The organism is Mycobacterium heidelbergense, from assembly GCF_050205645.1.
Taxonomy (GTDB): Bacteria; Actinomycetota; Actinomycetes; order Mycobacteriales; family Mycobacteriaceae; genus Mycobacterium; species Mycobacterium heidelbergense_A.
Map to the genome: position 1 here is coordinate 252,919 of NZ_JBNMQT010000002.1, position 21,877 is coordinate 274,795.

At 68.9% G+C, this 21,877-nt stretch carries 24 protein-coding genes and 1 pseudogene; 19 read left to right on the forward strand and 6 right to left on the reverse strand.

The genetic code is table 11. The features are described from left to right. Window positions 1–111 precede the first annotated feature (111 nt). The 13 genes and pseudogenes from ACQI5H_RS02795 (at window position 112) to groL (ending at window position 11,784) form a co-directional block, all read left to right on the forward strand. Window positions 112–1,002 carry a DUF4436 domain-containing protein gene (locus tag ACQI5H_RS02795; protein WP_427077885.1) on the forward strand — a complete coding sequence of 297 codons (891 nt, stop codon included), beginning with the start codon at window positions 112–114 and terminating at the stop codon, window positions 1,000–1,002. A gap of 30 nt (window positions 1,003–1,032) precedes the next feature. Continuing rightward, the gene (locus ACQI5H_RS02800) at window positions 1,033–1,713 is read left to right on the forward strand and encodes a rhomboid-like protein (RefSeq protein WP_427077993.1); all 681 of its coding nucleotides are present in this window, start codon (window positions 1,033–1,035) and stop codon (window positions 1,711–1,713) included. A gap of 10 nt (window positions 1,714–1,723) precedes the next feature. Further along, window positions 1,724–3,148, forward strand: a complete 1,425-nt coding sequence (locus ACQI5H_RS02805) for an NAD(P)H-hydrate dehydratase (protein ID WP_427077886.1) — start codon at window positions 1,724–1,726, stop codon at window positions 3,146–3,148. A 35-nt stretch (window positions 3,149–3,183) separates the two neighbouring features. Further along, window positions 3,184–4,581 (forward strand): glutamate decarboxylase, encoded by a 1,398-nt coding sequence (locus tag ACQI5H_RS02810; protein WP_427077887.1) that lies wholly within the window; start codon window positions 3,184–3,186, stop codon window positions 4,579–4,581. Window positions 4,582–4,626: 45 nt separating this feature from the next. Next, window positions 4,627–5,793, forward strand: coding sequence for an alanine racemase (gene alr, locus ACQI5H_RS02815; RefSeq protein ID WP_427077888.1), 1,167 nt, complete (start codon window positions 4,627–4,629; stop codon window positions 5,791–5,793). A 52-nt stretch (window positions 5,794–5,845) separates the two neighbouring features. After that, on the forward strand, window positions 5,846–6,898 hold the full coding sequence (locus ACQI5H_RS02820; RefSeq protein WP_427077994.1) for an alpha/beta fold hydrolase: 1,053 nt from the start codon (window positions 5,846–5,848) through the stop codon (window positions 6,896–6,898). Next, a complete protein-coding gene (gene tsaE, locus ACQI5H_RS02825; protein WP_427077889.1) occupies window positions 6,891–7,352 on the forward strand; it encodes a tRNA (adenosine(37)-N6)-threonylcarbamoyltransferase complex ATPase subunit type 1 TsaE in 462 nt (153 codons plus the stop codon). The genes ACQI5H_RS02820 and tsaE overlap by 8 nt, the downstream gene beginning before the upstream one ends. Continuing rightward, window positions 7,349–7,972 (forward strand): tRNA (adenosine(37)-N6)-threonylcarbamoyltransferase complex dimerization subunit type 1 TsaB, encoded by a 624-nt coding sequence (tsaB, locus tag ACQI5H_RS02830; RefSeq protein ID WP_427077890.1) that lies wholly within the window; start codon window positions 7,349–7,351, stop codon window positions 7,970–7,972. Before tsaE ends, tsaB begins: the two co-directional genes overlap by 4 nt. Continuing rightward, window positions 7,969–8,436: a ribosomal protein S18-alanine N-acetyltransferase gene (gene rimI, locus ACQI5H_RS02835; protein ID WP_427077891.1), complete on the forward strand. Its 468-nt coding sequence runs from the start codon at window positions 7,969–7,971 to the stop codon at window positions 8,434–8,436. Before tsaB ends, rimI begins: the two co-directional genes overlap by 4 nt. Before the next feature lie 2 nt (window positions 8,437–8,438). After that, window positions 8,439–8,516 (forward strand): annotated as a pseudogene (locus ACQI5H_RS02840) (hypothetical protein); the annotation flags it as partial. 3 nt (window positions 8,517–8,519) lie between these two features. Then, window positions 8,520–9,545 carry a tRNA (adenosine(37)-N6)-threonylcarbamoyltransferase complex transferase subunit TsaD gene (tsaD, locus tag ACQI5H_RS02845; protein ID WP_427077995.1) on the forward strand — a complete coding sequence of 342 codons (1,026 nt, stop codon included), beginning with the start codon at window positions 8,520–8,522 and terminating at the stop codon, window positions 9,543–9,545. Between the two features lie 242 nt (window positions 9,546–9,787). Continuing rightward, window positions 9,788–10,090, forward strand: coding sequence for a co-chaperone GroES (groES, locus tag ACQI5H_RS02850; RefSeq protein WP_096444091.1), 303 nt, complete (start codon window positions 9,788–9,790; stop codon window positions 10,088–10,090). 77 nt (window positions 10,091–10,167) lie between these two features. Further along, a complete protein-coding gene (gene groL, locus ACQI5H_RS02855; protein WP_427077892.1) occupies window positions 10,168–11,784 on the forward strand; it encodes a chaperonin GroEL in 1,617 nt (538 codons plus the stop codon). Between the two features lie 78 nt (window positions 11,785–11,862). On the opposite strand, the gene ACQI5H_RS02860 is transcribed toward groL, so the two are convergent. Further along, window positions 11,863–12,612, reverse strand: coding sequence for a superoxide dismutase family protein (locus tag ACQI5H_RS02860; RefSeq protein ID WP_427077893.1), 750 nt, complete (start codon window positions 12,610–12,612; stop codon window positions 11,863–11,865). Window positions 12,613–12,649: 37 nt separating this feature from the next. Further along, window positions 12,650–12,985: a nuclear transport factor 2 family protein gene (locus ACQI5H_RS02865; RefSeq protein WP_427077894.1), complete on the reverse strand. Its 336-nt coding sequence runs from the start codon at window positions 12,983–12,985 to the stop codon at window positions 12,650–12,652. 70 nt (window positions 12,986–13,055) lie between these two features. On the opposite strand from ACQI5H_RS02865, the gene ACQI5H_RS02870 reads away from it, so the two are divergent. Further along, window positions 13,056–13,943 carry a LysR family transcriptional regulator gene (locus ACQI5H_RS02870; protein ID WP_427077895.1) on the forward strand — a complete coding sequence of 296 codons (888 nt, stop codon included), beginning with the start codon at window positions 13,056–13,058 and terminating at the stop codon, window positions 13,941–13,943. On the opposite strand, the gene ACQI5H_RS02875 is transcribed toward ACQI5H_RS02870, so the two are convergent. From ACQI5H_RS02875 to ACQI5H_RS02885, 3 genes are all read right to left on the reverse strand, one after another. Beyond that, window positions 13,935–14,414 (reverse strand): hemerythrin domain-containing protein, encoded by a 480-nt coding sequence (locus ACQI5H_RS02875; protein ID WP_427077896.1) that lies wholly within the window; start codon window positions 14,412–14,414, stop codon window positions 13,935–13,937. The two genes, ACQI5H_RS02870 and ACQI5H_RS02875, sit on opposite strands and share 9 nt — an antisense overlap. After that, the gene (locus ACQI5H_RS02880; protein ID WP_427077996.1) at window positions 14,411–15,208 is read right to left on the reverse strand and encodes a Rieske 2Fe-2S domain-containing protein; all 798 of its coding nucleotides are present in this window, start codon (window positions 15,206–15,208) and stop codon (window positions 14,411–14,413) included. The genes ACQI5H_RS02875 and ACQI5H_RS02880 overlap by 4 nt, the downstream gene beginning before the upstream one ends. Before the next feature lie 259 nt (window positions 15,209–15,467). Further along, complete coding sequence (locus ACQI5H_RS02885) at window positions 15,468–15,776, reverse strand: WhiB family transcriptional regulator (protein ID WP_427077897.1); 309 nt, start codon at window positions 15,774–15,776, stop codon at window positions 15,468–15,470. A gap of 354 nt (window positions 15,777–16,130) precedes the next feature. Between ACQI5H_RS02885 and ACQI5H_RS02890 the strand changes: the two genes are divergently transcribed. The 3 genes from ACQI5H_RS02890 to ACQI5H_RS02900 all read left to right on the forward strand — a co-directional run bounded on the left by ACQI5H_RS02890 (window position 16,131) and on the right by ACQI5H_RS02900 (window position 18,457). Next, on the forward strand, window positions 16,131–16,961 hold the full coding sequence (locus tag ACQI5H_RS02890; protein WP_427077898.1) for a hypothetical protein: 831 nt from the start codon (window positions 16,131–16,133) through the stop codon (window positions 16,959–16,961). Between the two features lie 91 nt (window positions 16,962–17,052). Next, on the forward strand, window positions 17,053–17,628 hold the full coding sequence (locus tag ACQI5H_RS02895; protein ID WP_427077899.1) for a sigma-70 family RNA polymerase sigma factor: 576 nt from the start codon (window positions 17,053–17,055) through the stop codon (window positions 17,626–17,628). After that, window positions 17,621–18,457: an anti-sigma-D factor RsdA gene (locus tag ACQI5H_RS02900; RefSeq protein WP_427077997.1), complete on the forward strand. Its 837-nt coding sequence runs from the start codon at window positions 17,621–17,623 to the stop codon at window positions 18,455–18,457. The genes ACQI5H_RS02895 and ACQI5H_RS02900 overlap by 8 nt, the downstream gene beginning before the upstream one ends. A 28-nt stretch (window positions 18,458–18,485) precedes the next feature. On the opposite strand, the gene ACQI5H_RS02905 is transcribed toward ACQI5H_RS02900, so the two are convergent. Then, window positions 18,486–18,899 carry a DUF5319 domain-containing protein gene (locus tag ACQI5H_RS02905; protein ID WP_076061701.1) on the reverse strand — a complete coding sequence of 138 codons (414 nt, stop codon included), beginning with the start codon at window positions 18,897–18,899 and terminating at the stop codon, window positions 18,486–18,488. Window positions 18,900–19,059: 160 nt separating this feature from the next. Here ACQI5H_RS02905 and guaB point away from each other — a divergent pair, with 160 nt between their 5' ends. After that, window positions 19,060–20,658 carry an IMP dehydrogenase gene (gene guaB, locus ACQI5H_RS02910; RefSeq protein ID WP_427077900.1) on the forward strand — a complete coding sequence of 533 codons (1,599 nt, stop codon included), beginning with the start codon at window positions 19,060–19,062 and terminating at the stop codon, window positions 20,656–20,658. 14 nt (window positions 20,659–20,672) lie between these two features. Beyond that, window positions 20,673–21,800 (forward strand): GuaB3 family IMP dehydrogenase-related protein, encoded by a 1,128-nt coding sequence (locus ACQI5H_RS02915; RefSeq protein ID WP_427077998.1) that lies wholly within the window; start codon window positions 20,673–20,675, stop codon window positions 21,798–21,800. The last annotated feature ends 77 nt before the right edge of the window (window positions 21,801–21,877 follow it).

Here is a 21,877-nt window from a genome sequence, read left to right on the forward strand (position 1 = left end):
CCGCCCGCGTGGTCCGCCTTTACAATCGCTGGCCGGGCCGCAATTCATGCAGATGATCTAGTTGGGGAGGCATCGTTGTCCGCGGATCACTCGCGTCCCAGGCCGTCACTCATGACCTTCGGCGCCATCGGTCTCGTCGTTGCCGTCGTCGCGGCGTACGTCGCGTCGGTAGCGCTGTACGCCGCCAGCGGCGGGCACCACCGCCCGGAGATCCCGGCCGGGACTGACCGGAGCACGGCCACGTTGATCATCGAAGACATTCAGTCGAACTACAGCGTGTTGATGGCCAACCTATCCATCTCGCCGGGATCGGCCCTGTTGGATCCGGCAACCCAGCACCTCAAGGAAGACCTTGGTCTCCGCGTGCGATCCGTGGCTCAGCCGACCCGGCGCACGTGGACGAAAGGGATGTTGCCAGGTGTCTTCCCGGTCCCGCTGACCATCGCGGGAGAGATCGAGAATTGGCCCTTGGACCACTACGGTTCCGGACCGGTCGAGATCGAGCTCTTGCACGGCCCGGGGGAGGTGCCCGAGCGCCTACCGGTGACGTTCATCAACCACCTGGCCGGTTGGCAGGTGTCCGTCGACGGGTCAGGCCCTTACCGGGTAAACGTGCACCGCTCGGCCAGTGCGGGCGCGTTCGGCGTGGTCATTCTCGGCGTCCTCATCGCGATCGCCGGCCTGGGCCTCTTCGTTGCGATCCAGACCGTGCGCGACCGGCGAAGGTTTCAGCCGCCGATGACAACGTGGTACGCGGCGATGCTGTTCGCGGTGGTACCGCTGAGAAATGCGCTTCCCGGCTCGCCGCCGTTCGGCGGCTGGGTCGACATCACGATCGTTTTGTGGGTGCTGGTCGCGTTGGTGATCTCGATGCTGCTCTACATCGCCTGCTGGTGGCGCCATCTGAGGCCCGAGTCGGAGAAGCCGGCGGCTCCAGCGGAGGCCACGTCGCCGGCCGAAGCCGAGTCGGCGGCATCGGCGTCACCGGCGTGCAACAGTTGAGCGGTGGCCAATGCATCGGTGGGGACACGACTGCGCGGCATGGCGCTCGCGGTCTGGCGCTTCATCATTGGGGCGCCCCTGACCTACAGCTGGCTGTTGGTGCTGCTGATCACGACGATCGTGCAAAACCAACTTCCCGGGCGGGAACTGCACTCCGTGCTGCTGCACCGCTCCACCAACATCCACGAGTTGGGCACCAACCCGCTGGGTGTGCTGTTCTCCAGCCTGCTGTGGATCGACGGCAAGAACCTGGAGCCGTTCCTGCTGCTGTTCACCCTGTTCCTCGCGCCGGCCGAACACTGGCTGGGCCAGCTGCGCTGGCTCACCGTGGGATTGACGTCCCACATCCTTGCCACCTATATCAGCGAAGGCATCCTCTACTACGCGATCGAGGAACACGAAGCGCCGGAACGGCTGGTGCACGCGCGCGACATCGGCGTCAGCTATTTCCTTGTCGGCGTGATGGCCGTGCTGACCTATCACATTGCGCGGCCGTGGCGCTGGGGCTACCTCGGGGTGCTGTTCGTCATCTTCGGTTTTCCGCTGCTCACGATGAACCACCACGCGCTGAACTTCACCGCGATCGGCCACTTCGCGTCGATCCTCATCGGGCTGTGCTTCTACGCGATGGCACGAGAACGCAAGCGTCCGCCGCTGAACCCGGCGAAACTCGGAACCGCTTTCCGCCGCTTCCGGTCCGGGGAAACCTAGGCTGGCTTCGATGCGGCATTACTACTCCGTAGACGCGATCCGCGACGCCGAGGCGCCGCTGCTGGCCAGCCTGCCCGACGGGGCCCTGATGAGACGGGCCGCCTTCGGGCTGGCCAACGAGATCATCGCGGAGCTGACCGCCCGCACCGGCGGGGTCGCCGGCCGTCGGGTGTGCGCGGTCGTCGGCTCGGGCGACAACGGCGGCGACGCGCTGTGGGCGGCGACCTTCCTGCGCCGTCGCGGCGCGGGCGCCGACGCGGTGCTGCTCAAGCCGGATCGCACCCACCGCAAGGGGCTGGCGGCCTTCCGGAAAGCCGGCGGGCGGATTGTCGAAAGCGTCTCGGCCACAACCGATCTCGTCATCGACGGAGTAGTGGGAATCTCCGGTTCGGGGCCGCTGCGGCCGGCGGCGGCCGAGGTGTTCGCCGCCGCCGAGGGGATCCCGGTGATCGCCGTCGACACCCCCAGCGGGATCGACGTGGAGACCGGGGCGATCACCGGCCCCGCCGTGCGCGCGGCGCTCACGGTCACCTTCGGCGGGCTCAAGCCGGTCCACGCGCTGGCCGACTGCGGGCGCGTCGTCCTGGTCGACATCGGGCTCGACCTGCCGGACACCTCAAAAACATCAGTGCTGGGTTTCGAAGCCGCCGATGTGGCCGCGCGGTGGCCGGTGCCCGGCCCCCACGACGACAAGTACACCCAGGGCGTGACGGGCGTGATGGCTGGCTCGTCGACCTATCCGGGCGCTGCGGTGCTGTGCACCGGGGCCGCCGTCGCCGCGACCTCCGGCATGGTCCGCTATGCCGGCAGCGCGCACGCCGAGGTGCTCGCGCAGTGGCCCGAAGTGATCGCATCGCCCACCCCGGCGGCCGCCGGGCGGGTGCAGTCCTGGGTAGTCGGGCCGGGCTTGGGCACCGATGACGCCGGGGCCGCCGCGCTGTGGTTCGCGCTGGAGACCGACCTGCCCGTGATCGTCGACGCCGACGGGTTGACCATCCTGGCCGCCCACCCCGACCTCGTCGCCAACCGCGCGGCACCGACCGTGCTGACACCGCACGCGGGCGAATTCGCGCGGCTCGCGGGTAGCCCGCCCGGTGACGATCGCGTGGGCGCGGTCCGCAAGCTGGCCGACACCTTCGGCGCCACCGTGCTGCTCAAGGGGAACGTCACGATCGTCGCCGACCCCGGCGGACCGGTCTATCTCAATCCCGCGGGGCAGTCCTGGGCGGCGACCGCGGGCTCCGGCGACGTGCTCTCGGGGATGATCGGCGCGCTGCTGGCCTCCGGGCTGCCGGCCGGTGAGGCGGCCGCGGCCGCGGCGTTCGTGCATGCCCGCGCGGCGGCGCTGTCGGCCGCCGACCCCGGACCCGGCGAGGCGCCGACGTCGTCGTCGCGGATGGTCCCGCACATCCGGGCCGCCCTCGGCGCCCTCTAGCCGCACACAGTCTTTTCCAGCAGAAAGGATCCGCCGTGACCCGCAGCCACCCGTCGGTGCCCGCGCACTCGATCGCCCCCGCCTACACCGGCCGCCTGTTCACCGCGCCGGTTCCCGCGCTGCGGTTGCCCGAGGAGTCGATGGAGCCGGAAGCCGCCTACCGCTTCATCCACGACGAGCTGATGCTCGACGGCAGTTCCCGGCTGAACCTGGCCACCTTCGTCACCACGTGGATGGACCCCGAGGCCGGGAAGCTGATGGCCGAGACGTTCGACAAGAACATGATCGACAAGGACGAATACCCCGCGACCGCGGCCATCGAACAGCGCTGCGTGTGCATGGTGGCCGACCTGTTCCACGCCGACGGCCTGAGCGACGACGACCCCGGCAGCGCCTGCGGGGTGTCCACGATCGGCTCCAGCGAGGCGGTGATGCTGGGCGGCCTGGCCATGAAGTGGCGGTGGCGCGAAAAGGTCGGGAAAGACTGGAAGGGCCGCACCCCGAACCTGGTGATGGGCTCCAACGTCCAAGTGGTCTGGGAGAAATTCTGCCGCTACTTCGACGTCGAACCCCGCTATCTGCCGATGGAGGAGGGGCGCTACGTCATCACCCCCGAGCAGGTGGTCGACGCCGTCGACGAGAACACCATCGGCGTGGTCGCGATCCTGGGCACCACCTACACCGGCGAACTCGAGCCCATCGCCGAGATCTGCGCGGCGCTGGACAAGTTAGCCGGCAAGCCCCTTTCAGAAGGCGGCGTGGATGTTCCGGTGCATGTCGACGCCGCCAGCGGCGGCTTTGTGGTGCCGTTCCTGCATCCGGAGCTGAAGTGGGATTTCCGGCTGCCCAGGGTGGTGTCGATCAACGTCAGCGGCCACAAGTACGGGCTGACCTACCCCGGCGTCGGGTTCGTGGTGTGGCGGGGCAAGGAGTACCTGCCCGAGGACCTGGTGTTCCACGTGAATTATCTGGGCGGCGACATGCCGACCTTCACCCTGAACTTCTCCCGACCCGGCAACCAGGTCGTTGGCCAGTACTACAACTTTCTGCGGCTGGGCCGCGAGGGCTACACCCAGGTCATGCAGACGCTGTCGTCGACCGCGCGCTGGCTGGGCGAGCAACTGCGTGTGGGAGACCACTGCGAGCTGATCTCTGACGGCTCGGCGATCCCGGTAGTCAGCTTCCGGCTCGCCCGCGGTCTGGGCTACACCGAGTTCGACGTCTCCCACGAGCTGCGCGGCTACGGGTGGCAGGTGCCCGCCTACACCATGCCGGAGAACGCGACGGACATCTCGGTGCTGCGCATCGTGGTGCGCGAGGGCCTCTCCGCCGACCTGGCACGGGCCCTGCACGACGACGCCCGCACCGCCCTGGCCTCGCTCGACAAGCTCAAGCCGGGCGGTCACTACGAGGCGCAGCACTTCGCGCACTGACGCTCGCGGGCAGCCCGCAGAGCCGGTTCTGGGACAATGGCGGCCGTGGCCGTTACGCCGATATCCCTGAGCCCTGGGGTCCTCGCCGAGGCCGTCGTGGACCTGGGCGCGATCGAGCACAACGTGCGGGTGCTGCGCGAGCACGCTGGTCCCGCGCGGCTGATGGCTGTCGTCAAGGCCGACGGCTACGGCCACGGGGCCAACCGGGTCGCCCGCGCCGCGTTGGCCGCCGGGGCGGCCGAACTGGGTGTCGCCACCGTCGACGAGGCGCTGGCGCTGCGCGCCGACGGGATCACCGCGCCGGTGCTGGCCTGGCTGCACCCGCCCGGGCTCGACTTCGGGCCCGCGCTGCTCGCCGACATCGAGATCGCCGTGTCCTCGGTGCGCCAGCTCGACGAGCTGCTGGACGCGGTGCGCCGCACCGGCCGCACCGCGACCGTGACCGTCAAGGTCGACACCGGGCTGAACCGTAACGGCGTCGCCCCCGCGTCATACCCCTCGATGCTGACCGCGCTGCGCCAGGCCGTCGCCGAGGACGCCATCCGGCTGCGCGGGCTGATGTCGCACATGGTCTACGCCGACCAACCCGACAATTCGATCAACGACGTTCAGGCGCAACGGCTCAGTGACATGCTGGTGCAGGCGCGCGAGGCGGGGGTGACCTTCGAGCTTGCGCACCTGGCGAATTCGGCGGCCACCATGTCCCGTCCCGACCTGGCCTTCGATATGGTGCGCCCGGGCATCGCGGTGTACGGCCTGAGCCCTGTGCCGCAGCTCGGCGACCTGGGATTGATGCCCGCGATGACGGTGAAATGCGCTGTCGCGCTAGTGAAGTCGATTAGCGCCGGCGAGGGTGTGTCTTACGGACACACCTGGATAGCCGAGCGCGACACCACCGTCGCGCTGATGCCGATCGGCTACGCGGACGGTGTTTTCCGGTCGCTGGGCGGCCGGCTTGACGTGTTGATCAACGGCCGGCGGCGCCCCGGCGTCGGGCGGATCTGCATGGACCAATTCCTCGTCGACCTGGGTCCCGGTCCGATCGATGTCGCCGAGGGCGACGAGGCGATCCTGTTCGGGCCCGGCAGCAGCGGCGAACCCACCGCCCAGGACTGGGCCGACCTGCTCGGCACCATCCACTACGAAGTGGTCACCAGCCCGCGCGGGCGCATCACCAGGACCTATCGCGAGGCCGGAACCGTTGAGCGATAAGAGAACCCGCAGGCGCCACCGGGAAAGGGCTTGGCTTGCGGGGGGCACCGGGCTGACTGCGGTCGCCACCATCGTCGGGGCCTCGGCCCGCCGCTCGATGATCCAACGGGCCACGGACGTCGAAGACCCTTACGCCGACGAGGATTTCGAAAGAACAGCCAGCGACCGCGGCTACGTGGTGACCACGGCCGACGGCGTCCCGTTGGCCGTCCGCGAAGTCGGCCCGGTGGACGCGCCCGTGACGATGGTCTTCGCCCATGGCTTCTGTCTGCGCATGGGCGCCTTCTACTTCCAGCGCACCCGGCTCGCCGAGAAATGGGGGCCGCGGGTGCGGATGGTCTTCTACGACCAGCGCGGCCACGGCCTCTCCGGCGAAGCCGAGCCCGAGACGTACACGCTGACCCAGCTGGGCCAGGACCTGGAAGCCGTGCTGACCGAGGTCGCGCCGCAGGGTGTCGTCGTGCTGGTCGGCCATTCGATGGGCGGCATGACGGTGTTGTCACACGCCCGGCAGTACCCCGAGCAGTACGGGCGCATGATCGTCGGCGCGGCGCTGATTTCCTCTGCCGCCGAAGGCGTTACCCGTTCGCCGCTAGGGGAGGTCCTGAAAAACCCTGCGGTGGAAGCACTTCGGTTCACCGCCCGGTCCGCCCCGAAGCTGACGCACCGCGGCCGCAACGTGTCGCGGTCGCTGATCGCGCCGGTTCTGCGGGCCGCGTCCTACAGCGACCTGCACGTCAGCCGAAGCCTGGACGCCTTCTCCCAACGCATGATGAACGGCACCCCGATCCCCACGCTGGTGGGATTCTTGCGGGCACTGGAAGTGCACGACGAAACCGCCGGGCTGTGGACGTTGCTGCGCATTCCGACGCTGATCGCCTGCGGTGACCACGACCTGATCACCCCCGACGAATACTCCAGGAAGATGGCGGCCTCCCTGCCGCAGTCCGAGCTGGTCATCGTCACCGGGGCCAGTCACCTGGCGCTGCTGGACAAACATGAAGCCATCAACGACGGGCTGGTCCGGCTGGTCAACCGCGCGACACCGAGCAAGGTGGTGCTGCGCTACCGGCGCCTGCGGGAACGGTTCCGGCGCCATGGCTGAGCAGGGCACCGCCACCTGCGAGCGCGTCGAGGACACCGTGGCGCTCGGGTGCCGGCTGGGCGAGCAGCTGCGCGCCGGCGACGTGGTAGTGCTCTCCGGTCCGCTCGGCGCCGGAAAGACGGTGCTGGCCAAGGGCATTGCCGCCGCGATGGACGTCGACGGCCCGGTCACCTCACCGACGTATGTGCTCGCGCGGGTGCACCCCGCGCGGCGGCCAGGCGCGCCGGCGATGATTCACGTCGACGTCTACCGGCTGCTGGACCACCGGGGCGCCGACCTGCTCGGCGAGCTCGACTCGCTGGACCTCGATACCGAGCTCGACGACGCTGTCGTCGTGGTGGAGTGGGGCCAAGGCCTGGCCGAACGCCTGTCCGAGCGGCACCTGGACGTGCGCCTCGAGCGGGTCAGCCATTCCGACGTGCGGATCGCGACCTGGGAGTGGAATCGCTCGTGAATGTGGTTCTCGCCCTGGATACTTCGACGCCTGCGGTCACGGCCGGCGTCGTGCGGCTGTCCGATCACGCCGTCCTGGCCGAGCGGGTCACCGTCGACGCCCGGGCACACGCCGAACGGCTCACCCCCAACGCGCTGGCCGCCCTGGACGAGGCCGGGCTGAGCATGGCCGAGCTCGACGCCGTCGTGGTGGGCTGCGGTCCCGGCCCGTTCACCGGCCTGCGGGCGGGGATGGCGACCGCCGCCGCATACGGGCACGCGCTGGGCATCCCGGTACACGGGGTGTGCAGCCTGGACGCCATCGGGGTGCGAACCACCGGCGACACACTGGTGGTCACCGACGCCCGCCGCCGCGAGGTCTACTGGGCTCGCTACCGCGACGGGGTGCGTACCGCCGGCCCGGCGGTCAACGCCCCGGCCGACGTCGACCCCGGTCCTGCACGCGCGGTGGCGGGTTCGCCCGAGCACGCGGGGGGGTTCGGCCTGCCGATCTGCGAGCCGGTCTACCCGACGTCGGCCGGGCTGGTCGCCGCGGTGCCCGACTGGTCGGCGGACCCCGCGCCACTGGTGGCGCTGTATCTACGCCGGCCCGACGCAAAGCCCCTGGCGGCCCCCCGGTGACCGCGCCCAGCGAGCCCGTGACCATCGGGGCGTTGATACCCGCCGACGCCGAGCGCTGCGCACAGCTCGAGGCCCAGCTGTTCGACGGCGACGATCCCTGGCCCGCGGTGGCGTTCAACCGTGAACTGGCCAGCTCGCACAACCACTATGTGGCCGCGCGCGCCGCCGGACGCGTGGTGGGCTATGCGGGGATCTCCCGGTTGGGCCGCAATCCGCCGTTCGAATACGAGGTGCACACGATCGGCGTGGACCCGGCATTCCAGGGACAGGGCATCGGCCGCCGCCTGCTTGACGAGTTGCTGAATTTCGCCGACGGCGGCGTGGTCTATCTGGAGGTGCGCACGGACAACGAGGCGGCCATCGCGCTGTACCGCAGCGCAGGCTTCGCCCAGATCGGCCTGCGCCGGCGCTACTACCGCGTCAGCGGCGCCGACGCGTACACGATGCGGCGGGAGGCCCAATGACGCGCGCCGGCGACGATGCAGTGGGGGCACCCCCAGCCGCGAAGCGGCGAGGGGGACGAAGCGATGAGGAGGAGCGGCGCCAAATGACGGTGATCCTGGCGATCGAAACCTCCTGCGACGAAACGGGAGTCGGCATCGCGCGGCTGAACGATGACGGCGCGGCGACCCTGTTGGCCGACGAAGTGGCATCCAGCGTCGACGAGCACGTGCGGTTCGGTGGCGTGGTGCCCGAGATCGCCTCGCGCGCGCATCTGGAAGCCCTGGGTCCCGCCATGCGTCGCGCGCTGTCCGCGGCCGGCGTGGAACGACCCGACGTCGTCGCCGCTACGATCGGGCCCGGCCTCGCCGGTGCCTTATTGGTGGGAGTGGCTGCGGCCAAGGCGTATTCGGCCGCGTGGGAGGTGCCGTTCTACGCCGTCAACCACCTCGGCGGGCACCTGGCCGCCGACGTATACGAACACGGACCGCTGCCCGAATGCGTGGCGCTGCTGGTATCCGGTGGCCACACGCATCTGCTGCACGTGCGTTCGCTCGGCGAGCCGATCGTCGAGCTGGGCAGCACCGTCGACGACGCCGCGGGCGAGGCGTACGACAAGGTCGCGCGCCTGCTGGGCCTGGGCTACCCGGGCGGAAAGGTGCTCGACGACCTGGCCCACACCGGTGACCGCGAAGCCATCACGTTCCCGCGCGGCATGACCGGCCCGGCCGACGACCCGCATGCCTTCAGCTTCTCCGGGCTCAAGACCGCCGTCGCGCGATACGTGGAGAGCCACCCCGACGCCGCCACGGCCGACATCGCCGCGGGCTTCCAGGAAGCCGTCGCCGACGTGCTGACCATGAAGGCGGTCCGAGCGGCGACCGGGCTCGGCGTCGAGACCCTCCTGATCGCCGGGGGAGTGGCCGCCAACTCCCGGTTGCGGGAGCTGGCCACCCAGCGCTGCGCGGCGGCGGGCCTGACGCTCCGGATCCCCAGACCGCGGCTGTGCACCGACAACGGGGCGATGATCGCCGCGTTCGCCGCGCAGCTGGTGGCCGCCGGGGCGTCGCCCTCACCGCTGGACGTGGCCAGCGACCCCGGGCTGCCGGTGGTAAAAGGGCAGGTCAGCTGAGTGCACGGCGCCATCCCGCGGGAAGCAGCAGGGCGGCCTTGAGTGCTAGCACTCTCATGTATAGAGTGCTAGGTGGCAATCGGCCAACCCCCCGTGTCGGCACCCGCGACGACGGCGCGAGGGTACGGGCGGATGCCGAATCACCTGACAATTCGGACGGTTCGGGGACAAGCCCCGGACCGACCGCCAACTCCGGTCCGGGCCCACCCCGGACCCGACCCAAATAGTGGAGGGCTCCAATCGTGGCGAAGGTGAACATCAAGCCACTCGAGGACAAGATTCTCGTGCAGGCCAACGAGGCCGAGACCACGACCGCGTCCGGTCTGGTCATTCCTGACACCGCCAAGGAGAAGCCGCAGGAAGGCACCGTCGTCGCAGTCGGCCCCGGCCGCTGGGACGAGGACGGCGCGAAGCGGATCCCGGTGGACGTGTCGGAGGGTGACACCGTCATCTACAGCAAGTACGGCGGCACCGAGATCAAATACAACGGCGAGGAATACCTCATCCTGTCGGCACGCGACGTGCTGGCCGTCGTATCCAAGTAAAGAACCGTGTTCCGCCCCGGCGATCCCCTGTAACCACGGGTGATTTCCGGGGCGGCTCGCGTTGAAGGGGAGCCTTGATGAGCAAGCTGATTGAGTACGACGAGACCGCGCGCCGCGCCATGGAGGCCGGCGTCGACAAGCTCGCCGACGCGGTACGCGTGACGTTGGGCCCACGTGGCCGGCATGTGGTGCTGGCCAAGGCATTTGGCGGTCCCGCGATCACCAACGACGGCGTCACCGTCGCGCGCGAGATCGACCTGGAAGACCCATTCGAGAACCTGGGCGCCCAGCTGGTGAAGTCGGTGGCGACCAAGACCAACGACGTCGCCGGCGACGGCACCACCACCGCGACCGTGTTGGCCCAGGCATTGGTCAAGGGCGGCCTACGTATGGTCGCCGCCGGCGCCAACCCGATCGCGCTCGGCGCCGGAATCGGCAAGGCCGCCGACGCGGTGTCCGAGGCGCTGCTGGCCGCCGCCACCCCGGTGTCCGGCAAGGAAGGCATCGCCCAGGTGGCGACGGTCTCCTCGCGCGACGCGCAGATCGGTGAACTCGTCGGCGAGGCCATGAGCAAGGTGGGCCACGACGGCGTGGTCAGCGTCGAGGAATCCTCGACGCTCAGCACCGAGCTGGACTTCACCGAGGGCGTCGGCTTCGACAAGGGCTTCCTGTCGGCGTACTTCGTCACCGACTTCGACTCCCAGGAGGCGGTGCTCGAAGACGCGCTGATCCTGCTGCATCAGGACAAGGTCAGCTCGCTGCCCGACCTGCTGCCCATGCTGGAGAAGGTCGCCGAGGCCGGCAAGCCGCTGCTGATCATCGCCGAAGACGTCGAGGGCGAGGCCCTGGCCACGCTGGTCGTCAACTCCATCCGCAAGACGCTCAAGGCCGTCGCGGTCAAGTCGCCGTTCTTCGGCGATCGCCGCAAGGCCTTCATGGAAGACCTGGCGATAGTGACGGGCGGACAGGTCGTCAATCCGGACGCCGGCCTGCTGCTGCGCGAAGTCGGCACCGAGGTGCTGGGCACCGCGCGCCGCGTTGTGGTCAGCAAGGACGACACCATCATCGTCGAGGGCGGCGGCTCGGCGGATGCGGTCGCCAATCGCATCAGCCAGCTGCGCGCCGAGATCGACAAGAGCGACTCGGACTGGGATCGCGAGAAGTTGCAGGAGCGGCTGGCCAAGCTGGCCGGCGGGGTGGCCGTCATCAAGGTGGGCGCCGCGACCGAGACCGCGCTCAAGGAGCGCAAGGAAAGCGTCGAGGATGCCGTCGCGGCCGCCAAGGCCGCGGTCGAAGAGGGCATCGTCGCGGGCGGTGGATCGGCGCTGATCCAAGCCGGCAAAAAGCTGCAGGACCTGCGCGCGTCGCTGAGCGGCGACGAGGCCCTCGGCGTCGACGTGTTCTCCGAAGCGCTTCCCGCACCGCTGTACTGGATCGCCACCAACGCGGGGCTCGACGGCGCGGTCGCGGTCCACAAGGTCAGCGAGCTACCCGCCGGGCAGGGGCTGAACGCGGACACGCTGAGCTACGGCGACTTGGTCGCCGAAGGCGTGATCGATCCCGTCAAGGTCACCCGCTCGGCGGTGCTCAACGCGGGGTCGGTCGCCCGGATGGTGCTCACCACCGAGACCGCGGTGGTCGACAAGCCGGCCGAGGAGGACGACGACCACAGCCACGGGCATCACCACCACTAGCTGATTGACTGTGGGGCTTATGTACGAAAACGCAACGGAATTCGTGCATAGGCCCCACGGTCGGCACCGCTGAGCGCGTCAGCGGCCGCGCGGAAGTACCGGCGGAGTCGTCACGGTGATCGTCGGCGTCGACGTGAAGGTCGGCGGGGTGGTGACCGTGACGGTGCTGGTGCTCGTGCTCGTGGACGGCGGCGCCACGGCCGTCGTGGTGGTGATCGTGGTGGCGGTAGTTGTCTCCGTGGTGGACGACGTCGTCGTAGCGGCCGCCGCGGCAATCACACCGCAGGCCACCCGCTTGCCCGATTCACCGGTGGAGCCGGTGCTCAAGTTATCCGCGTCTTGGTGGATGACCAGCGAGCTACCCGACCCGTTCCGCAGGTCCGCGGCGGTGATCGAGTTCGTGGTGGTGACGAGTTTCGCCGAGCCATCGGTTCGCACCTGGAGCGCGGTCAGCTCGCCGCTCGCCGGATAGCCGGTGTGACCCGGTGCCTGGTAGACGCCTCCAGCCGAACTGAAGTCCCCGGGGTCGCATCTGCCGATCGAGTGGATTTGCAGCCCGTGGAAACCCGGGCTTAGAACCTGGTTGGCGCCGGCCTCGACGGTCACAGTCGCGTAGCCGTCGGCGAAATCGAAGGTGGCGTTGGCGACCACCGTCCCGTCGGAGCTCTTCAACTGCGTGGCCATTCTCTCCGCGCCGGCCGGCGACGTGGTCAGCGGTGATGTGTTGGGCTGGCTGGCGCGCTGGTTCGTGCATGCGCCCAGCGGTGCCGCGGTGGCGGCCAGTACCGCGGCCGCAACGGCTACTTCCCTCTTCAAGCCCGTATTCATGCACGGGAGCTACCCGAATTAGCCGGAGTCAAACTCTCTACAGCAGCGGCCGCGGGTCGAACACCACGCGCACCCGTTGGGCGCGCCCGTTTTCCACGTGACACCAATTCACGACGGGGACGGGGTCGCCATCCTTCGGATGCAGGTTGAACCACGTCAGCACATCGCGGTCGTCGGCCAGCATCTTCTCGACGGTGATGTCGTCGAGCATCTGACCGAAGCCTGCGAGTTGCTTGACGTAGTCGTCGGCGCCGCTGGCGCTCCCCATCGGTCCGGAGAAAGTCACGTCGTCGGCGAGGATCGCGCGCAGGCCATCGAAGTCCTTGCGCTTCCAGCTGTCGAAGTATGTTCTTGCGATCTGTGTCGGTTCCATGCCTTCATCCTGCTCGCGAAACTGGCATACGTCGAAGATATGTTGATGATCCAACGCATAATCAATAGTTATGGAGCTGCATCAACTCGAGTACCTCGTCGCGGTGGCGGAAGAGGCGAGTTTCACCAAGGCCGCCGCGCGCGTGCATATCGCGCAGCCAGGGGTCAGCGCGCAGATCCGCCGGCTGGAGTCCGAACTCGGCCATGCGCTGTTCGACCGCTCCGGCGGCTCGGTCCGCCTGACCGACGCGGGCGCCAGGGTGCTGCCACCGGCGCGGGCCGCGCTGGCCGCGGTACACGAAATCGCCGCTGTCGCAGAGCAACTGCGGGGCGTGCTGCGCGGGCGGGTCGCGGTCGGGATGATGCCGTCGTGCCCGCCCGAGGTCGTCACCGGCACCCTTGCCGCCTTTCACGACGAGCATCCGGGCGTCGAGATCAGCTTGGTAGAGGCGCCTTCGGCCGATTTGATCGCCGGCCTGCGCGACGGCGCGATCGATTTGGCCGTCGTCGGGTTTGCGTCCGCGTTGGACCGCGGCATCGAGGTGCAGGTGATCAACGACGACGTGTTGGTGGCGGCCGTCGCACCGGGAAGCGACCTTGCCCGACGGACTTCGATCTCGTTGCGAGCGCTCGCCGAGCATCCGCTGATCTGCCTGCCGCGCGGCGCGGGCATCCGGGCCGGCCTGGACGAGGGCTGCGCGGCCGCCGGCGTCCGCGCCCACATTGCGCTGGAGGCCAGCAACCCCGTGGTGGTCGGTGATTTCGCGGCACGGTCGCTCGGCGTTGCGGTGCTGCCGCATTCCTACGTGCGCACCCGCGACGATCTGCACGCGATCCGCATCAGCCGTCCGGCGTTGCGGGCGCGTGTCGGTGTGGCGTGGCGCGCCGACGGCCGGCTGTCACCGGCCGCAACGGCTCTCGTCGAGTTGTGGCGCCGCGTCGGCCGTAGATCACAGTGAGCTCAGCACGGCCGCACGGACGCGAACGCGGAACTTGTTGATCGCCGATCGACGCAGTTGGGCCATGCGCTCGACCATTTGGTTCCCCAGCGTGTCGAGCATGTTCTCGCTCAAATCTATTGGGGCCGGGCACAAGTCACGCTCCTCTTCGCTGGCGTGGGCGTCCAGGACCGTGACGAACGAGTGCCATTCGTCCTCGTACTGCGGTGCGCTCGGCGGCGTCCGAAGCAGCATCGCCAGCTGATCCCAGACCTGCCGGTGCTCCGCATGGGCGATAGCAACCAGCTTGCTCGCCTCCTGTACCGCCGGATAGAACAGGTCGTCCTCGATGCGCATGTGGATGTCCAGCTCAATCAACAGCTCGCCGAGGGATTCTTGCCGCTCATCGGTATCCGGCGGTATGGCGGTGGTCTTCGCGCACAGTCCCCGTAACACCTTGTGGTGCTCGAACAGCACGTCATAGGCATTCATATCGCCACTCCGCGTACTTCGACCAGTCCGTCGCGGATCCGCACCGGGTAGCGCGGCAGCGCCGCCGTCGCCGGTCCGCGCAGCACTTCTCCGGATTCGCACGCGAACCGGGAACCATGCCAGGGGCACACGATTCGATCACGGTCGATCCAGCCGTCGTCCATCGGTGCACCCAGATGCGGGCAGTGCCCACCGACGGCCACCACCTGGCCGTCGTTGCGATACAGGACCACGCCGACGCCGGCCACCTCGACCCGCTGCGGCTGGTCGTCCAAAGCCGTTGCCGACAGCACCGGCGTCCAACGGTCCCCACTCAGCCGAGCTCCAGAGCGATCCACCCCGGTGCCCGACGCGAACACCAAATCGCCGCCTAGGTATCCGCTGCCAAGGGTCAGGCCGTAGCCCAGCGCACTGCTCGCCATTCCGCGCAGCTGACGGCCGTCGCGGCGCTGCCGCCACGACACCGCGTACAGGCCCGTCGCGATCACGTTCAGCACTCCGTGCACGACACCGATTCGACGCGATCGTTCGTGGGTGTGCTGCCAGTCGGTCAGACCGGTAGCGGCCGCGCCGACGCTTCCGACAAGTCCGACGCCCAACGCAAACCGTGCGGCGTGACGGAGGTCGGTGGCGCGTCCGGGGAGCAGGCTGGCCGCATCCATCGCGACCGTTGTCGCCACCGCGCCCGTCGGCAGGGACGTCAACGCCGGATGAAGCGGATGACCGAGCCAGGTGCCGTGCAGTGCGTTGCTAACGCGATCCCGGTATCGGCCCGTGGCCGCGAACGCGAACATCAGAGCGTGCTCGAGGCGGTAGCTGGGTCGATCCAGCCACGCTTGCTGTCCCAGGGTCGTTCTTACGGCGAGTCCGGCATTGCGGACCCGCGCTTCGAAATTGTTCCAGCGCTTAGCCACAGCGCCCCTCCTGCGCGACCGCGAATCGACGCGGGCCCCGACACCGCGAGCGATCGAGCGAATCTAGGACCGCGGCCGGTTCGCCCAGTCCATGACTAGTACACGCACCGTGGTGCCGAACCGTTCAATCGCTGGGAGATCAGGCGCTGCGACGGATACCGCGCGCGCGGCCGATGTCGCCCTTCAGCAGTAGGTCGCGCTCGGATTCCGACAGGCCGCCCCAAACACCGTACGGCTCAGCGACTTCCAGCGCGTGGGCACGGCACTCCTGGATCACGGGGCACTGCCGGCACATCTCCTTAGCGCGCTGTTCGCGTTGCATGCGCGCGCGGCCGCGCTCGCCGTCCGGATGGAAGAACATCGACGAATCGACACCGCGGCACAGGCCCTGCAGTTGCCAGTTCCAGATATCGGCGTTGGGCCCAGGTAGCTGCTCCGGCTGTGGCATGGCTAGTTCCCTCTCTGCACGGCACGCCCAGAATGTCAGGTTCGCGAAACGATTGTGCAACTGATTTCGGGGGGACGTCACCGATGACTACCCGTCATTGCTAGAACTTAGGGGCGGCGGTGAATTTCCGTCAATAGGCGCTTAGTGTGGCAAAATACATGACCGTTGCTGCAGAATTAACTCTGCGTTCATCTGCGACGCATTTACCGCACAAGAGCCGTGCTACCAGCTAGTTGACGCCCCTTGGGATTTCGCTGCTCAGGGCGGTTGGAAGGGGAGGGGCTAATTTGTACACGCCGATCGTGATTAACATTTCAGTAACACAGACACCACGAACTGTTTACTACTATCACCGTGATTGAAACTCGTCACACTTCGACGATCGACGCAACGCTGGCGGCCGCCGCGTTCGGAAACCAGCCGCAAAGCTGGCCTTTGCCAACCGCGACCACACCCCGGCAATTGTGGCTGCGCGCCGTCGCGTCCGGCGGGCAGGGTCGCTACGGCAGCGCGTTTCGCGACCTCGCCGCGCTGCGCCGCAGCGGTGCCGGCGGCCCGCTGGTCTCGCTGGCGCACAGCACGCAGGGATCGTTCCTACGTCAGCTCGGCTGGCACGAACGCGCGCGTGGCTGGGATGGTCGCGCCCTGGCGCTGGCCGGCACCGATCCCGAGGCGCAGGCCGACGCCCTCATCGGGCTGGCCGCCGACGCGCTGGGCGTCGGCCGCTTCGCCGCCGCGGCAGCGTTGTTGACGCGCGCAGACTCGACGCTGGCGGCCGCGACGGTGCCCGACCGGCTCGCGGTGCGCCGGAGGTGGGTGGGCGCCGAATTGGCCATGGCCTCCGGCGAAGGCGACGTCGCCGTCCGTCGCGCCGAGGAAGCCGTCGAACTGGCGGGGGCGATGGGCTCCGGTCGGCTCGAGGCCTCGGCGCGCCACCGGGTCAAAAGCGATGTGGTGCTCGCCGCGGCCCTGTGCAGCGCGGGCCGCGCCGACCGCGCCCGGGAGGTCGCCGAGGCGGCGCTGGACGCCACCGAGCGATTCGGGTTGATACCCCTTCGGTGGGCGCTGGCTTGCTTGCTGATTGATATCGGAAGCGTCACATTTTCGGCACGAGAACTGCCCGAAATTCGCGATGTCTGCGCAGGCCAGGTGCGGCGCGCCGGTGGGGCGTGGCGTTCCGCTTGAATCGGCCTTGCGGCCGTTAAAGTCATTGCGTGAGTTAGCCCGTGATAGCCCGTGCTGTGTCCGGTTCGTAACGTTGGAGATACCGCCGTCGATGACAATTCAAGCGGAACGTCTCGACGCTGTGGTTGCCGAGGCCGTAGCGGGAGACACGAAGGCATTACGGGAGGTGCTGGAGACCATCCGTCCGATTGTCGTGCGGTATTGCCGGGCTCGGGTCGGCACAATCGATCGGGGTGGCCTGTCAGCCGATGACGTGGCGCAGGAGGTTTGCTTGGCCACTATTACGGCGCTGCCGCGCTACCGGGATCGGGGTCGCCCATTCCTGGCCTTCCTGTACGGCATCGCGGCCCACAAGGTAGCCGACGCCCACCGGGCCGCCGGCCGTGATCTCGCCTTCCCCTCCGACTCGGTTCCCGAGCGCTGGTCGTCCGAGGCCGGCCCCGAACAGCGTGCCATCGAGGCCGATTCGGCCAGCCGCATGAACGAACTGCTCGAGATCTTGCCCGCCAAGCAGCGCGAGATTCTGATCCTGCGCGTCGTCGTCGGCCTGTCCGCCGAGGAGACAGCCGCCGCCGTCGGCGCAACACCCGGGGCGGTGCGGGTGGCCCAGCACCGTGCTTTGAACCGCCTCAAATCCGAGATCATCGCGGCGGGTGACTATGCCTGAATTCGGTTACGCGGTACCGGAGCAACCCGCCCTGGACGAGTTGGCCCGCACCGACCTGTTGCTCGACGCGCTGGCCGAGCGTCAGCCGGTCGACATCGACGACCCCGACGACCCTGATTTTGAAGCGCTGGCCGCTCTCCTGGCGGAATGGCGTGACGATCTGCGGTGGCCTCCAGCCAGTGCCCTGGTGTCGCCGGAAGATGCGATCGAGGCGCTGCGCGTCGGACTTGCCGAACGCGGCGGGCACAGCCGTCGTGGCCTGGCGGCGATCGGGTCGGTGGCCGCGACACTGTTGGTCCTCAGCGGCTTCGGCGCCATGGTGGTCGAGGCCCGGCCCGGGAACGCGTTGTACGGCCTGCACGCGATGTTCTACGACCAGCCGCGGGTCAACGACCAAAAGATCGAGCTGTCGGCCAAGGCCGAGCTGGCGAAGGTTCAGCAACTGATCAACGAAGGCCAATGGGCCCAGGCCCACGACCAGCTGGCCGAGGTCAGCAGCGCCGTGCAGTCCATGAACGCCGGGGCCAGCCGCACCGACCTGATGGATCAGGTCAATCTGCTGAACACCCGCGTCGAGTCGCGCGACCCGAACGCCACGCTGCCGCCGCCGCAGGCCGTTACCCCGGCGCCGCAGACCAAGCCACCGAAGGCCCCGGCCGCCTCGACCACGCCGAGTGTGTCGCCGACTCCGAGCACCACGGCGCCCACGGCGGTCAGCCCGAGCCCTTCGTCTTCCACTTCACCGACAACCTCGACGACTCCGTCGTCGGGCCACCACCATCACCACGGGCAGTCGTCCACGCCGTCTTCGGCGGCGCCAGGCGGCTAGCTACCGGGCGCTGGAGGTGCTGAGGCGTTCAGTGACGCCGGTGAAACCCGTCGGCGTCTGACGTCGCTTCGTTGAGCGACGCGTCGGCATATCCCCGGCAGTAATCCCACGTGACGTACGCGTCGGGTTCGGGGTCGTAGGCGGGCTCGTGCGGACGGACGGTGCCGTCGATGAGCAGCTGCAGCAAATTCGCGCGCAACATGTCCCAGTCGTGGTAGTGGTCTTGCTGGCACTCGTCGCAGCACACGACCAGGCCGCGAATCCCCTTGTGCGCCAACAGAGCTTCGTAAACGGCCAGGTCGGCCAGGTCGGCCTCCACCGCCATTCGCTCTTGGGCGTCCAGAGGCTGTCCCGGCTCGACGGCGTCCAGTGCCGCCGACGGGTCGCAGGGGTCGTCGGCAAACGGGTCGGGTGGCAAACCCGGTGGGAGGTGGTCGCGCACGCCTCTAGACTACGCAGGCGGGCCGTCATAACGCCAGCAGGGAGGTCGCGCGTGGCCCGGCGTAAACGGGCTCGCGGCACGCCCGGGCTAGCGGGTCTCGATGGTCTCCCCGAGCCGATAGGATGGGTTTCTCACTCCGCGCGCATGGAGGGCTTCACCGATGTCCCGTGGCATGTCCCACCTAGAAGACAGCTCCGAGCTGGTCGCCAGTCCGTACGTGCGCGACGCGCCCGTGGGCGGCCTGGCCGACGACCGGGTGGTGACCGGGGGCGACGACCCGTACAAGGTGGCGATGCTGGGACTGACCTTCGACGACGTCTTGCTGTTGCCCTCCGCTTCCGACGTGGTGCCCGCCACCGCCGACACGTCCAGCCAGCTCACCAAGAAGATCAGACTCAAAGTGCCGCTGGTCAGCTCGGCGATGGACACGGTGACCGAATCCCGGATGGCCATCGCGATGGCCCGGGCCGGCGGCATGGGCGTGCTGCACCGCAACCTGCCGGTCGCCGAGCAGGCCGGCCAGGTCGAGATGGTCAAGCGGTCCGAGGCCGGCATGGTCACCGATCCGGTCACCTGCCGGCCGGACAACACTTTGGCTCAGGTCGACGCGATGTGCGCCAAGTTCCGGATCTCCGGGCTGCCGGTGGTCGACGACGCGGGCGCGCTGGTCGGCATCATCACCAACCGCGACATGCGCTTCGAGGTCGATCAGACCAGACAGGTCGCCGAGGTGATGACCAAGGCCCCGCTGATCACCGCCCAGGAGGGCGTCAGCGCCGACGCGGCGCTGGGCCTATTGCGCCGCAACAAGATCGAGAAACTGCCCATCGTTGACGGTCATGGCAGGCTGACCGGGCTGATCACCGTCAAGGACTTCGTCAAGACCGAACAACACCCGCTGGCCACCAAGGACAGTGACGGGCGGCTGCTGGTCGGCGCCGCCGTCGGCGTCGGCGGCGACGCGTGGGTGCGCGCGATGATGCTGGTCGACGCTGGGGTGGACGTGCTGATCGTGGACACCGCTCACGCGCACAACCGGCTGGTCCTCGACATGGTCGGCAAACTCAAGGCCGAGGTCGGCGAGAAGGTCGAGGTGATCGGCGGCAACGTCGCCACCAGGGCGGCCGCCGCTGCTTTGGTCGACGCCGGTGCCGACGCGGTGAAGGTTGGCGTCGGACCGGGCTCGATCTGCACCACCCGGGTGGTGGCCGGCGTCGGCGCGCCCCAGATCACCGCGATCCTGGAGGCCGTCGCGGTGTGCGGTCCGGCCGGCGTGCCGGTCATCGCAGACGGGGGCCTGCAGTACTCCGGCGATATCGCCAAGGCATTGGCCGCGGGCGCGTCGACCGCCATGCTGGGCTCGCTGCTGGCCGGTACCGCCGAGGCGCCGGGCGAGCTGATTTTCGTCAACGGCAAGCAGTTCAAGAGCTATCGGGGGATGGGGTCGCTGGGCGCCATGCAGGGCCGGGGCGGGGCGAAGTCCTACTCCAAGGACCGCTACTTCGCCGACGACGCCTTGAGCGAGGACAAGTTGGTCCCCGAGGGCATCGAGGGCCGGGTGCCGTTCCGCGGCCCGCTGTCCTCGGTGATCCACCAGCTGACCGGCGGCCTGCGGGCCGCGATGGGATACACCGGCTCGCCCACCATCGAGGTGCTGCAGCAGGCGCAGTTCGTCCGGATCACACCGGCCGGGCTCAAGGAGAGCCACCCGCACGACGTCGCAATGACCGTCGAAGCACCTAATTACTACGCGCGGTGAGCAGCGAACTGGCCATGGTCGAGATCGGGATGGGTCGCGTCGCCCGTCGCACCTACGAACTCAGTGAAGTCAGCATCGTGCCGTCGCGGCGCACCCGCTCGTCGCAGGACGTGTCGACGGCCTGGCAGCTGGACGCCTACCGCTTCGAGATCCCGGTGGTGGCGCACCCGACCGATGCCCTGGTGTCGCCGGAGTTCGCGATCGAGCTCGGCCGGCTCGGCGGCCTCGGGGTGCTCAACGGCGAGGGGCTGATCGGCCGGCACGCCGACGTCGGGGCCAAGATCGCGCAGCTTGTCGAGGCGGCGGAAAAGGAGCCCGAACCCTCGGCGTCGATCCGGCTGCTGCAGGAGCTGCATGCGGCGCCGCTGAACCCGGACCTGTTGGGTGCCGCGGTGGCCCGCATCCGCGACGCCGGGGTGATCACCGCGGTGCGGGTGAGCCCGCAGAACGCGCAGGCGCTGACGCCGGTGCTGGTGGCGGCCGGCATCGATCTGCTGGTCATCCAGGGCACCATCGTCTCCGCCGAGCGCGTGGCCAGCGATGGCGAGCCACTGAACCTGAAGACCTTCATCTCCGAGCTCGACGTGCCGGTGGTCGCCGGCGGCGTGCTCGACCATCGCACCGCGCTGCATCTGATGCGCACCGGTGCCGCGGGCGTCATCGTCGGCTACGGCTCCACCCGCGGCGTGACCACCAGCGACGAGGTGCTGGGCATCAGCGTGCCGATGGCCACCGCCATCGCCGACGCCGCGGCCGCGCGGCGCGAATACCTCGACGAGACCGGCGGCCGCTACGTGCACGTGCTGGCCGACGGCGACATCCACACCTCCGGCGAGCTGGCCAAGGCCATCGCCTGCGGGGCCGACGCGGTGGTGCTCGGCACGCCGCTGGCCGAAAGCGCCGAGGCGCTCGGCGACGGGTGGTTCTGGCCGGCCGCGGCGGCGCACCCGTCGCTGCCGCGAGGGGCGCTGCTGCAGATCGCGGTCGGGGAGCGGCCGCCTCTGCGCCAGGTTCTCAACGGTCCGTCCGACGATCCGTTCGGCAGCCTGAACCTGGTCGGCGGGCTGCGCCGCGCGATGGCCAAGGCCGGCTATTGCGACCTCAAGGAGTTCCAGAAGGTCGGCCTGACCGTCGGCTGCTGACCGCTTTCGGCCGTCGACGTGCGGCCAGCCGCACGCTCCACTCCGAATGTGCGGCAGGCCGCACGCCGGCGCCGAAG